Source organism: Bacillus sp. FSL W7-1034, from assembly GCF_038593365.1.
GTDB classification, from domain to species: Bacteria; Bacillota; Bacilli; order Bacillales; family Bacillaceae; genus Bacillus; species Bacillus altitudinis.
On record NZ_CP151989.1, the window covers coordinates 1,408,227 to 1,420,928 of the forward strand.

A 12,702-nucleotide genomic window follows, 5' to 3' on the forward strand; every position below is an offset into this window, starting at 1 on the left:
ATGGCCGGCGGCTGTAACCAATTTTTTTATGTGTGAAAAGATTGTAGAGGTACTTGGGTATGATCTTCATAAATAAAACATCCCCGGCGTGCTTTAGAAATGTGAGGATCGAGCTGTTGAATGAGATCATACAATTCGCTGATTCGTCTCACATTGAAATCTGTTCGTGCTTGAAGCTGTTCTTTTAATTCTTTTGTGCTCACAATGCTTCCCTTTTTTTCTTTAATAATATCTACACACCTTGCTGCGTAGTATATTTTGTCATTAGAAGGTCTGCTCTCTTTCATATCAAGTAATTTAAGCTCATGATAAATCAGTTCTCTTTCCTTTCGAAAGTATTGCCATGCTTCTTGTTCCTTTTCATAAAGTAAAATCAATTGCAGTTTCAATTTTTCTCTTAACATTCACTTGACTCCATTTCCACTATCATTTAACCTACCTCTATTTTACATTATATGAAAAAATAACATTTGATCAAGTAAAATCCTTTTATTTTTATTTTTTTAATATGAAAGTATTGTTACTAAAGGCTCATCTGTTCTATAAAAGGCGCTAAACATAGTCCTATAAAGCCGGGATTCATTGAAATTACTAGGAATATTTTAACAAAAAATTGTTGTGTCTAACTGAGACCATCTGAATCCAAAGGAAAAGGATATTTATTCCGAAAGACATGTTGTTTACTTCATAAAATGTTTTTCAGTCAGTAAAATCAGGATTTTTTCATATGAATATGGTCGGTCCAAGTATCATTTGAAGGATGTCGTTCATGAAAATAGAATAATAGATTCAATCCTATCACTATGAAAATAAGAAAATCAAATGATCTATCACTTATTGGCAATCTTTTGATAAAATAGAAACAACAAGAGTATGAAAAAACGTTTCCATACTTACAGCACATGGAGAGGATGACATTTGATGAAAGAAACAACGCAAAAACCCACAATTATAGGCGTAAGCACAAGACCATCAGAGCATTTAAAAAGAGTGTGGGAGCAGCCATTCGTTTGGTGGCCTTTATCATGTGTGCTTGTATTAACAGTTGTTGTCACTTATTTGTCTCAGCTAGTGAATGAAGGAATGTGGGCAGATTTAATTTTACCAATCCCTTTCGTTTATGTGATCACGCTCATTGGTTTGGTCATTGGGATTGTCATTAATACTGCCGTATACAAGTTCATCGTCTTTTTAGCAAAAGGTGATGCAACGTTTCAGCAGCTATTTTCAGGTGTGCTTTATATCACACCTATTACGATCATTGGTACGATCATTTCTCATTTAGCGATCATCATGTTTCATGTGCCAAAAGATATCACTATTACCTCATTAAACGCATTCATTCGAATGTCTGGTTCATGGCATGCTGTGTTAGGAAATATTGACCTTTTTGTGATTTGGAATCTTGTTTTAACAGGCTTTTTATTGATCAAGGTCGGCCGCATTTCGCCAAGAATATCTTGGATTATTGTGAGTGTCTTTTATGTATTATCTTTAATTTTTCAATATGTAGGAACTACGATCACCATCAACATGCAGTAAGCTGGAGGTAGAATGTTTTTATGAGAAAGAAAATCATCATCGGATCCATTATTATTATTGTGATTGGTCTATTTATTGGATTTAATATTGCAAAAAACCAATCAAAGCCTGCTTCTACGGCATCATTTAAAACAGTCCAACTTGCATCAAAAGAAATAACCTCTAAGGTGATGACGCCTGGAACACTTTCATTCTCGGAGGAGCAATTTATTTATACAGAAGAGGAGAAGGGAAGCCTGAATCATATCGCTGTGAAAGAAGGAGAAAAAGTGAAAGCTGGAACACCGCTCCTTACATATGAAAATAAGGAACTGGAGCTTGAAGAACAGCAGCAAGCACTTGCGGCTGAATCAAGTACACTAAAGCTTGAACAATTACAAAATAGACTCAATTCATTAGATGAAAATCAGGGAAAAAAGGCGGGCTCTGATTCGAAAAACGAGCGAGATCAGCTTGAACTCGAACTCAAAGCTGCTGAATTAGAGCAAAAACAAGCGGAGCTTAACCAAGAAAAAGTAAAGGCACAAATAGAAGATTTAACGATACATAGCAAAATTGAAGGAACAGTCATCTCCATCGAGCAAGATGCTGGCGCAGGGAAGCTAGAAGAGAGACAGCCGGTAATCCATATTGCCAATGAGAAAAAAATGATTGTACGAGGCTTAATCAGTGAGTATGATGCTATGAAAGTCAAAAAGAAACAAAAAGTAAAGGTAACGTCTGATGTCATTCGCGAAAAGAGTTGGCAAGGAGTGGTGAAAAAAGTGGGCGCTGTGCCTGCCCAGTCAACAGCAGAAACAGCTGCTAGTGATCAAACCGTACAATATCCAGTCGAAATTGAAATAAAAGGGAAAAAGCCGGATGCAAAACCAGGCTTTAAAATGATCATGGAAATTGAAACGGACAAGCGTCAAGTGCACACAATTCCTGAAACAGCTGTGAAAAAAGAGAAAGATGGTTCATACGTTTATGTTGTTGAAAAGAATGCACTGAAGAAAGTAAAAGTGACATTAGGTGAAACGTCAGGTCAAGATCTTGAAGTGACGAAAGGTTTAACAAAAGAAGATCAAATCATTGCAGAGCCATCAGATGATATGTATGACGGAATGGAAGTGAATGCTGAATGATTCAGCTTTCAAACGTGACAAAAAGCTACGAAGTCGCTGAGGAGACATTTGATGTATTAAGTGAAGTGGACCTCGTCATTGGTAAAGGCGAGTATATGTCCATTATGGGCCCGTCCGGCTCTGGGAAATCAACGTTAATGAATATCATTGGCTGTCTGGACCACCCGACCTCCGGACAGTACCATTTTCAAGGTATGGAGCTGTCGGCAGCAAAGGATCAAGAACTGGCAGTGATTCGAAATCGATCCATTGGTTTTGTTTTTCAACAATTTTATTTACTGCCTAGATTAAATGCGAGGCGAAATGTTGAACTTCCGATGATTTACGCTGGTATCAGTCAAAAGGAAAGAAAAGAACGTGCGGAAATGGCACTTGAAAAGGTTGGTTTGGCAGATCGAATGAAGCATATGCCAAACGAGTTGTCAGGGGGTCAAAAGCAAAGAGTAGCCATCGCACGTGCGATTGTCAATGAGCCGGAGCTTATCTTGGCAGATGAACCAACAGGCGCTCTTGATTCAAAAACGAGCGGCTCGATTATGGAACAGTTTACAAAGCTCAATGAGGAAGGAACAACGGTTGTGCTCGTTACTCATGAAGAAGAAATAGCTGCGTATACAAACCGGATAGTCGTTGTGAGAGATGGACGCCTCGCTCAAGATAGATTGATACAAGGAGACGAATGAATGAAACTCTTTGAAAATATCAAAATAGCGCTGAATTCTGTCCTTGCTCATAAATTGCGGTCTATTTTAACGATGCTTGGCATTATTATTGGGGTTGGCTCGGTGATTGCAGTCGTTGCCATCGGTCAAGGCGGCGAGCAAATGCTGAAAGAATCAATTTCAGGGCCAAACAATACCATTGATATGACCTATACACCCTCTGATGAGGAGTTAAATGCGAATCCGAATGCGTTATTTGAAGCCACATTTACTGAAGAAGACATTCAAAGTGTTCAAGCATTGAATGGGGTTAAACAGGTTGCCTCCTCCACGGCACAAGGCATGCAATTAAGGTTCCAAGATACAACAATAGATGCAACGGTCAATGGGATTAATGAAGGCTACACGAATGTACATTCATTACATATAGCAGAAGGACAGGACTTACGTGAAATCGATTTTAGGAGCGGAAGAAGGGCAGCTGTTATTTCAGAAGGGATACAAAAAGAATTGTTTAATGGAGAGAAGGCAGTAGGCGAGTTGATTTGGATGAATGGACAGCCGGTTGAGGTGATCGGGGTTTTAGCAAAACAGGAAGGGCTGTTTTCATTTGATATGAATGAAATATATGTCCCTTTTGCAATGCTGACAACTGCATTTGGTGTGAAAGAATATGATAAGTTGTCTATTCAAGTCGCACATGCTGATCAAATGAAAGAAGTAGGAAAGAGTGCGGCTGCACGATTAAATGAAAATCACCATACAGACGATGCTTACGAAATGATCAATCTGGAAGAGATTGCAGCAGGCATTGGTCAGATTACGTCTGTCATGACAACAATCATTGGCTCAATTGCTGGTATCTCATTACTTGTCGGCGGCATTGGTGTCATGAATATTATGCTCGTATCAGTCACAGAAAGAACAAGAGAAATTGGAATTCGAAAGGCACTTGGGGCAACTAGGGCTCAAATACTCGTTCAGTTTTTAATTGAGTCTGTCGTCCTTACACTGATCGGTGGGTTACTTGGAATCGCGCTTGGCTTAGGAGGTGCTTCACTTGTGTCACTGTTTGCAGGGTGGCCTTCTCTTGTATCGTGGCAGATCGTATGTGGAGGCGTCCTATTTAGTATGCTCATTGGTATTATTTTTGGACTGATTCCTGCCAATAAAGCAGCGAGGCTCGATCCTATTGAATCACTTAGATATGAATAATCCTAAAGTTAACGTTCAAGGTGCTGACAAGAAGGTAGAACGAGATATGTTGCCTGCTGTTCCGCACCTGAAGCCTTTATGCAAAACGCATAAAGGCTTTTTTTCGTTCAATTGAATGAAATGAAAAATGATAGAAATGCTAATATCATGACTTTCTTCTCAATGTCACATATTTTTCAGTTTACAAATGGTACATATAAAGGTAAGATGACCATTGTGAAAGATTTTGATAGTTATTGAATGTATTTGATTGTTTTGTATTGATAATGTTGAAAAAAGCGATTACAATAAAGGTGCGCGCAAAATGAATACGTTTTCAAAAGGGGGTGTTTTCAATGCTAACACCAGAAAGACATCAACTCATTATCGACTATTTAGAAGAAAACGATGTCATCAAAATACAGGACTTAACGATTATGACGGATGCGTCTGAATCTACAATTAGAAGAGATTTATCAGCCCTCGAAGAAAAAGGCTTTCTTAAAAGAGTTCACGGAGGAGCTGCTAAAATATCTAGTATTCGTCTTGAACCAGATGTGTTTGAGAAATCTGCCAAAAACCTTCATGAAAAGTCATTGATTGCAGAGGCAGCTGCATCACTTTTAAAACAAGGCGATTGTATTTACTTAGATGCTGGTACGACAACACAGCAAATGATTGACTTTATCGATCCAGATCAAGATATCGTGGTGGTGACAAATGGTGTCATGCACATTGAAGCACTCATGAGAAAAGGCATTTCTTTTTACCTGATAGGCGGATCAGTGAAACATCGAACAGGAGCCATGGTGGGAGCCGCAGCTTTGACAGCTATGGAAAATTACCGTTTTGACAAAAGCTTTGTTGGGACGAACGGCATTCATCCCGAGGCAGGGTTTACAACACCTGATCCAGAAGAAGCGCTCATTAAAAAAAGAGCCATGAAGCAGGCGAAAAAAACCTACATCTTAACAGATGCCTCAAAGTTTGGCGAAATATCGTTTTCAACCTTTGCTAGTTTACAGGAAGCCACCATTATCACAAACGACGCAAAAGAGGATTCATTCGATAATTACCATGAAAAAACGGTTATAAAGGTAGTGAAAACATGATTTATACAGTTACTTTAAACCCATCAGTTGATTACATCGTACACGTGGAGGATTTTGCGGTCGGCGGTTTAAATCGTTCAACCTATGACAAAAAATATCCAGGTGGTAAAGGAATCAATGTCTCAAGGCTTTTAAAACGGCACGGTGTTGAATCAAAAGCACTTGGATTCATTGGCGGTTTTACAGGCAAATATATTCAAGACTTTTTACAAAACGAACAATTACAAACAGCCTTTCATGAGGTGTCAGAAGATACACGTATCAATGTGAAACTAAAAACAGGCGAAGAAACGGAAATCAACGGGCTCGGTCCAAGTATTACTGAAGCACAGTTCGATTCGTTTTTATCCCAATTCACTTCATTAACAGAAGGCGATGTCGTTGTATTAGCAGGCAGCATTCCTTCTTCACTGCCTCATAACACATATGAGCGCATTGCTGAAGTATGTGCGAAGCAAGGGGTAAGAGTCGTACTTGATATTTCTGGAGAAGCCTTAAAAAAAGCAGCAGATCTGAAACCATTCTTAATGAAACCGAACCATCATGAGTTAGGTGAAATGTTTGAAACCAGTATTTCATCTGCAGAAGAAGCCATTCCTTATGGGGAAAAGCTGTTGGAACAAGGTGCTGAACATGTCATTGTATCTATGGCTGGAGACGGCGCTCTCTTATTTAGTAAGGAAGGGATCTTTCAATCTAATGTTCCAAAAGGCAAGTTGATCAACTCAGTTGGTGCAGGGGATTCAGTCGTTGCAGGATTCTTAGCTGGCGTTTCTAAAGGCCTTTCCATAGAAGAATCATTTAAGCTTGGCGTCACATCAGGAAGTGCTACAGCATTTTCTGAGGAACTTGGAACAAAAGAGCTTGTCGATACATTATTGCCACAAGTAAAAGTCACACGCATTTAAAGGAGGAGTCATCATGAAAATTACAGAACTACTCACGAAGCATACGATTAAGCTTCAATTAGACAGCCAGCAAAAAGAAGCCGTTATTGAAGAACTGGTCACTGTATTAGATACAGCTGGTAAATTAAATGATAAAGAAGGCTACAAAGCAGCTGTTGTTAATCGTGAAAAACAAAGCTCTACGGGAATCGGAGAAGGAATTGCGATTCCTCATGCGAAAACAGCAAGTGTGAAAGAACCTGCCATTGCATTTGGTCGTTCAACAGCTGGTGTAGATTATGAATCATTAGACGGACAGCCAAGTCATCTTGTCTTTATGATTGCAGCAACTGAAGGCGCAAACAACACGCATTTAGAAGCACTTTCTCGTTTATCCACACTTCTCATGCGTGAAGAGATCCGAAAGCAGCTTCTTGAAGCGGCTACTGAAGATGAAATCATTGAAATTATCAATACACATGATAAAGACGATGAAGAAGAAGAGGAAGTCAAAGAGGAACCGGCCGCACCGGGAAAACCTGCTAAAATTTTAGCGGTGACAGCTTGTCCAACAGGCATCGCGCATACATTTATGGCCGCAGATGCTTTGAAAGAAAAAGCAAAAGAAATGGGCGTTGACATTAAAGTTGAGACAAATGGCTCTAGTGGAATTAAACATGCCCTGACAGCAAAAGAAATTGAAGAAGCGCCAGCTATTATTGTGGCAGCTGATAAACAAGTTGAAATGGAACGCTTTAAAGGCAAACATGTTATTGAAGTACCTGTGACAGCTGGAATTCGCCGTCCGCAAGAATTGATCGAAAAAGCCATCAATCAAGATGCGCCGATTTATAAAGGTTCAGGCGGCAGTTCTTCAAAAGATGAAAATGAATCGTCAGGTAAGGGAAGAAGTGGATTCTATAAGCACTTAATGAGCGGTGTAAGCAACATGCTTCCGTTTGTTGTTGGGGGCGGTATCCTCGTTGCGATTTCATTCTTCTGGGGAATTAACTCAGCTGACCCTAAAGATCCTTCTTTCAATTCATTTGCAGCTGTATTAAAAGGAATTGGCGGAGATAATGCGCTTGCCTTAATCGTTGCTGTATTAGCTGGATTTATCGCAATGAGTATTGCAGACCGTCCAGGTTTCGCACCAGGTATGGTTGGCGGATTCATGGCCTCTGCAGCAGGTGCTGGATTCTTAGGCGGATTGATTGCTGGTTTCCTTGCTGGTTACATTGTGGTGCTACTCAAAAAAGTATTCACTTTTGTACCACAGTCGCTCGATGGTATTAAACCAGTTCTGCTCTATCCATTGTTCGGTATTTTCTTTACAGGGATTATCATGCATTACATCGTCAACACACCTGTTAAAATGGTCATGGACGGATTAACACACTGGCTTGAATCACTTGGTACTGGAAACCTTGTATTAATGGGGATTATTTTAGCTGGTATGATGGCCATTGATATGGGTGGTCCGATTAACAAAGCGGCCTACACATTTGGTCTTGCGATGATTGCTGCTGGCAACTATGCACCGCATGCTGCGATTATGGCAGGTGGAATGGTGCCGCCTCTAGGAATTGCCCTAGCGACAACGATCTTTAGAAACAAATTCTCTAAACGTGACCGCGAAGCAGGTATTACATGCTACTTCATGGGAGCTGCGTTCATTACGGAAGGGGCGATCCCGTTTGCAGCGGCAGATCCTCTGCGCGTCATTCCTTCAGCTGTGATTGGTGCAGCAGTTGCAGGTGGATTAACAGAATTCTTTAGAGTGACGCTTCCTGCACCACACGGCGGACTATTCGTTTTCTGGGTAACAAATCATCCAGTTCTTTACATCATCAGCATCTTAATCGGTGCCATTGTTACAGCGCTACTTCTCGGAATTCTAAAAAAACCAGTCCGACAAGAAGCTTAATTTGAAAAGAAGCATCGTGAAGAGCGGTGCTTCTTTTTGTTTAATCATCAGCAAATTAGGAAAAAATATCTAATTGAATGGTTGTCTTGTGAATTTTTAAATAACATGTGATAAAGTAAAGTTATTCAATTCGCGTTTCAAGTCTTTTAGCAGAAAGTCTTAGGAGGAAGCAGTATTTTGAACGAAGAAAACAAACAAAACGAAAATGACATTCAATCTGATGGGAAACAAGCCAAAAAAGAGAAGAAAAGTTCTCTGTTTGAATGGATCAAAGCCATTTTAATTGCACTTGCCCTCGTCCTCATCATCCGTACGTTTATTTTTGAGCCGTATGTGGTGGAAGGAGAGTCAATGGAACCAACCCTTCATGATGGAGAAAAGCTGTTTGTTAACAAAACCATCAACTATCTCGGTGGAGTCAAACGTGGTGACATCGTGATTATTAATGGAAAAGACGGTCAGAAAATTCATTATGTCAAACGATTGATCGGCCTTCCAGGCGACACGATTGAAATGAAGGATGATACGCTTTACATTAATGGTAAAAAAGTAGATGAGCCTTATTTAAAAGAGAACAAGGCGCATGCCAAAGAGTATGAGGTACATTTAACAGGAGATTTTGGTCCAGTGAAAGTACCGAACAACGATTACTTTGTTATGGGTGACAACAGACTGAATTCTATGGACAGTCGAAATGGACTCGGACTCATTGAAAAGGATCGGATTGTCGGCACATCAGAATTTGTTTTCTTCCCATTTGGCGATATTCGACAAACACAATAAATACACCTTTCTCAATGCGTAAGAAAGGTGCTTGAATGGACGACCCTTCATGTAGGGTCGTTTTTAATTTGGTGTGAGCATCGTGACAATGATGACAATGGCCAAAACAGAAGCGAAAACGGACCCGGTAATCGCCACAACAGAACGGAATAATCCAATTTTCACATTGTCTTTTCCGCGCTTTTGTAAAAAGCGTTTTGAAAAGATATGGACCAGTGTGTAAATGAGGACAAGTCCAATATAAAGGCCAAAGTCTCTTGCATTAAAGCCAGTCGCCGATAAATAAATGCCCATAAAGAAAATCAATAAACAGTATTCCATGAGTGTGAGTAATCTCAAATCGCCCGAACTCCTTCAACAAAAACATTCCCACTTATTATACCATATTGGACAAAAAGCCTTTGTTCTTAGCGAGAGACGTTTCTATCAATCGTTATTCATGTTATACTTCATATTGATGAATGAGTGATGGAGGATTAATAAATGATTGCAGTGAATAATGTTAGTTTGCGATTTGCTGATCGTAAATTATTTGAAGAAGTAAATATTAAGTTCACTCCTGGCAACTGCTACGGACTAATTGGTGCCAATGGAGCTGGTAAATCAACGTTCTTAAAGATTCTTTCTGGAGAAATTGAAGCTCAAACGGGCGATGTTCATATGAGTCCTGGTGAACGTTTAGCGATTTTAAAACAGAACCACTTTGAATACGAAGAGTTTGAAGTGTTAAAAGTCGTCATCATGGGTCACAAACGTCTATATGATGTGATGCAAGAAAAAGATGCGATTTATATGAAACCTGATTTCTCAGATGAAGACGGGATTCGTGCAGCAGAGCTTGAAGGTGAATTTGCTGAGTTAAACGGATGGGAAGCGGAAAGTGAAGCTGCGATCCTATTAAAAGGTCTTGGCATTCCAGAGAGCCTACAATCGAAGAAAATGTCTGAGCTTGGTGGATCTGAAAAGGTAAAAGTGCTTTTAGCACAAGCTTTATTCGGCAAACCTGACGTTCTCCTTCTCGATGAGCCAACGAACCATTTGGACTTACAAGCCATTCAGTGGTTAGAAGAGTTCCTCATTAACTTTGAGAATACCGTCATTGTCGTATCGCATGACCGTCATTTCTTAAACAAAGTATGTACGCATATTGCAGACCTTGACTTTGGAAAAATTCAAGTGTATGTCGGAAACTATGATTTCTGGTATGAATCAAGCCAGCTGGCATTAAAACTCAGCCAGGATGCCAACAAGAAAAAAGAAGAACAAATTAAGCAGCTTCAAGAATTCGTTGCTCGGTTCAGTGCGAACGCATCTAAATCGAAGCAAGCGACATCAAGAAAGAAATTGCTTGATAAGATTTCGCTAGATGACATTAAACCATCTTCTCGTAAATATCCTTATGTTCATTTTGCGCCAGAGCGTGAAATCGGAAATGATGTCCTTCAAGTAGAAGGTCTATCAAAAACGATTGACGGTGTAAAAGTACTGGATAACGTCAGCTTTATTATGAATCGTGAGGATAAAATTGCGTTCTTAAGCCGTAATGAGCTTGCTGTCTCTACTTTATTTAAAATCCTTGCTGGTGAAATGGAGCCAGACAGCGGGACGTTTAAATGGGGCGTGACAACATCTCAAGCCTTTTTCCCTAAAGACAACAGCGAATATTTTGAAGGAAGCGATTTAGATCTTGTTGATTGGCTTCGTCAATATTCTCCTAATGATCAAAGTGAAAGCTTCCTGCGTGGTTTCTTAGGCCGTATGCTTTTCTCTGGGGAAGAAGTGAAGAAAAAAGCAAGCGTCTTATCAGGTGGAGAAAAGGTTCGTTGTATGTTATCAAAAATGATGCTGTCTGGAGCGAATATTTTGCTGTTAGACGAGCCGACGAACCATTTAGACCTAGAGTCCATCACAGCGCTGAATAACGGTCTAATGAGCTTTAAAGGGGCTATGCTCTTCTCATCTCATGACCATCAGTTTGTTGAAACAGTTGCAAACCGGATTATCGAAGTGACGCCAAATGGCATCGTTGATAAACAAACAACTTATGATGAGTTCTTATCAGATCAAGAGATTCAAAAAAGACTACAAGAACTGTATGCATAAACATAAAGAAAAGACATCCACATGAGGATGTCTTTTTTCTTTAAAAAGCCCAATTTCCATTTCGGAAAATCGGTTCACGTTTACCATCTTTTGTGATCCCATCAATATTCATTTCCTTTGAACCAATCATGAAATCGACGTGTGTAATACTGCTGTTCACACCAGCTGCGTCTAATTCCTCACGTTTCATCTCTTTACCGCCTTCGATATTAAATGCATAACCGCTGCCGATGGCAAGGTGATTGGATGCATTTTCATCGTAAAGTGTATTGTAATAGAGGATATTTGAGTTAGAAATTGGTGAATCATCTGGTACAAGGGCAACCTCACCTAGATAATGTGAGCCTTCATCTGTTTCAACGAGAGAGGTTAAAATGTCTTCGCCCTCTTTTGCTTTCACATCTACAATACGCCCATTTTCAAAGGTTAACGTAAATTCATCGATAATGTTTCCTGCATAACTAAGTGGCTTAGTGCTAGAGACAGTTCCGTTTACACCATCTTTTTTAGGTACGGTAAAGACCTCTTCTGTTGGCATATTGGCCATGAATGATACGCCGCGTTCACTCACGCTGCCAGCACCTACCCAAATATGCTGCTCTGGAAGTTCAATCGTTAAATCTGTACCTGGTGCTTCATAGTGCAGCTTGTGGTAGTGACGTTCATTTAATACTTTTACTTTTTCATTTAGTGATTCATCATGCTTTTTCCACGCTTCAACAGGATCTGGCTGATCAGCGCGGGCGACTTTAAAGATTTGTTCCCATAATAATGCAACAGCTTCTTCATCTGCATGCTCAGGGAAAATCTTTTTCGCCCAATCTTTTGATGCAGCCCCGACGACTGTCCATGCAACTTTGTCAGATTGAACGTATTGACGATATGTATGAAGTGCTGAACCTGCAGCTTTTTGCTGTGAAGCAATTTTTTTCGAGTCAATGCCACTTAGAAGATCAGGGCTTTCTGACAAGATCGTAATAAAAGCACCGCCACGTTTTGCGATGGTTTCCATCATCTGTGCTTCCCATTCTGGAAATTGCTCAAACACATCTTGTGGGGCATGTTCATATTTTAAACGGGTCAGAACACCATCACTCCAGCGGATATGTACGTTTTTTGCTCCGCGCTCATATGCGTGTTTTGCCACAAGGCGGACAAGGTCTACAGATTCAGTGAACGCAGATACGACCACTTCTTGACCACTTTGAACATTTACACCTACTTCAACGATGGTTTTTGCATATTGATCTAGTTGTTTTTCAAATGAACTCATAAAAAAACCCTCCTTTAGTCATGTTCATCATATCAGATTTAAGACCGAAAAGGAAAATGGGGAGCCGTCCCGAAGCAAAATAAAAAAGCCGC

At 40.0% G+C, this 12,702-nt stretch carries 12 protein-coding genes; 9 read left to right on the forward strand and 3 right to left on the reverse strand.

Annotated features, from left to right (window positions below; translation table 11 throughout):
• Positions 1-26 precede the first annotated feature (26 nt).
• A complete protein-coding gene (locus NST73_RS07235) occupies positions 27-404 on the reverse strand; it encodes a hypothetical protein (RefSeq protein WP_039168668.1) in 378 nt (125 codons plus the stop codon).
• Between the two features lie 517 nt (positions 405-921).
• On the opposite strand from NST73_RS07235, the gene NST73_RS07240 reads away from it, so the two are divergent.
• From NST73_RS07240 to lepB, 8 genes are all read left to right on the forward strand, one after another.
• Complete coding sequence (locus NST73_RS07240) at positions 922-1,542, forward strand: YIP1 family protein (RefSeq protein ID WP_024719557.1); 621 nt, start codon at positions 922-924, stop codon at positions 1,540-1,542.
• A gap of 20 nt (positions 1,543-1,562) precedes the next feature.
• Positions 1,563-2,669 (forward strand): efflux RND transporter periplasmic adaptor subunit, encoded by a 1,107-nt coding sequence (locus NST73_RS07245; RefSeq protein ID WP_144678858.1) that lies wholly within the window; start codon positions 1,563-1,565, stop codon positions 2,667-2,669.
• The gene (locus NST73_RS07250; RefSeq protein ID WP_045034218.1) at positions 2,666-3,352 is read left to right on the forward strand and encodes an ABC transporter ATP-binding protein; all 687 of its coding nucleotides are present in this window, start codon (positions 2,666-2,668) and stop codon (positions 3,350-3,352) included. Before NST73_RS07245 ends, NST73_RS07250 begins: the two co-directional genes overlap by 4 nt.
• Complete coding sequence (locus tag NST73_RS07255; RefSeq protein WP_024719554.1) at positions 3,353-4,546, forward strand: ABC transporter permease; 1,194 nt, start codon at positions 3,353-3,355, stop codon at positions 4,544-4,546. It abuts the gene before it with no gap.
• A gap of 335 nt (positions 4,547-4,881) precedes the next feature.
• Positions 4,882-5,637 (forward strand): DeoR/GlpR family DNA-binding transcription regulator, encoded by a 756-nt coding sequence (locus tag NST73_RS07260; protein WP_008345143.1) that lies wholly within the window; start codon positions 4,882-4,884, stop codon positions 5,635-5,637.
• Entirely contained in the window at positions 5,634-6,545 is a 912-nt protein-coding gene (gene pfkB, locus NST73_RS07265; RefSeq protein WP_047946873.1) for a 1-phosphofructokinase, read from the forward strand. Before NST73_RS07260 ends, pfkB begins: the two co-directional genes overlap by 4 nt.
• Before the next feature lie 13 nt (positions 6,546-6,558).
• Positions 6,559-8,451 (forward strand): PTS fructose transporter subunit IIABC, encoded by a 1,893-nt coding sequence (locus tag NST73_RS07270; RefSeq protein WP_008345139.1) that lies wholly within the window; start codon positions 6,559-6,561, stop codon positions 8,449-8,451.
• A gap of 210 nt (positions 8,452-8,661) precedes the next feature.
• Positions 8,662-9,234, forward strand: a complete 573-nt coding sequence (gene lepB, locus NST73_RS07275) for a signal peptidase I (RefSeq protein WP_039168702.1) — start codon at positions 8,662-8,664, stop codon at positions 9,232-9,234.
• Between the two features lie 63 nt (positions 9,235-9,297).
• Here the strand turns inward: lepB and NST73_RS07280 are convergent, their stop codons facing one another.
• A complete protein-coding gene (locus NST73_RS07280; RefSeq protein ID WP_024719551.1) occupies positions 9,298-9,573 on the reverse strand; it encodes a hypothetical protein in 276 nt (91 codons plus the stop codon).
• Between the two features lie 144 nt (positions 9,574-9,717).
• On the opposite strand from NST73_RS07280, the gene NST73_RS07285 reads away from it, so the two are divergent.
• The gene (locus tag NST73_RS07285; RefSeq protein WP_007498620.1) at positions 9,718-11,337 is read left to right on the forward strand and encodes an ATP-binding cassette domain-containing protein; all 1,620 of its coding nucleotides are present in this window, start codon (positions 9,718-9,720) and stop codon (positions 11,335-11,337) included.
• A gap of 40 nt (positions 11,338-11,377) precedes the next feature.
• Here NST73_RS07285 and NST73_RS07290 read toward each other — a convergent pair whose 3' ends face one another.
• On the reverse strand, positions 11,378-12,610 hold the full coding sequence (locus NST73_RS07290; protein WP_046527027.1) for an aminopeptidase: 1,233 nt from the start codon (positions 12,608-12,610) through the stop codon (positions 11,378-11,380).
• Positions 12,611-12,702: the final 92 nt, after the last annotated feature.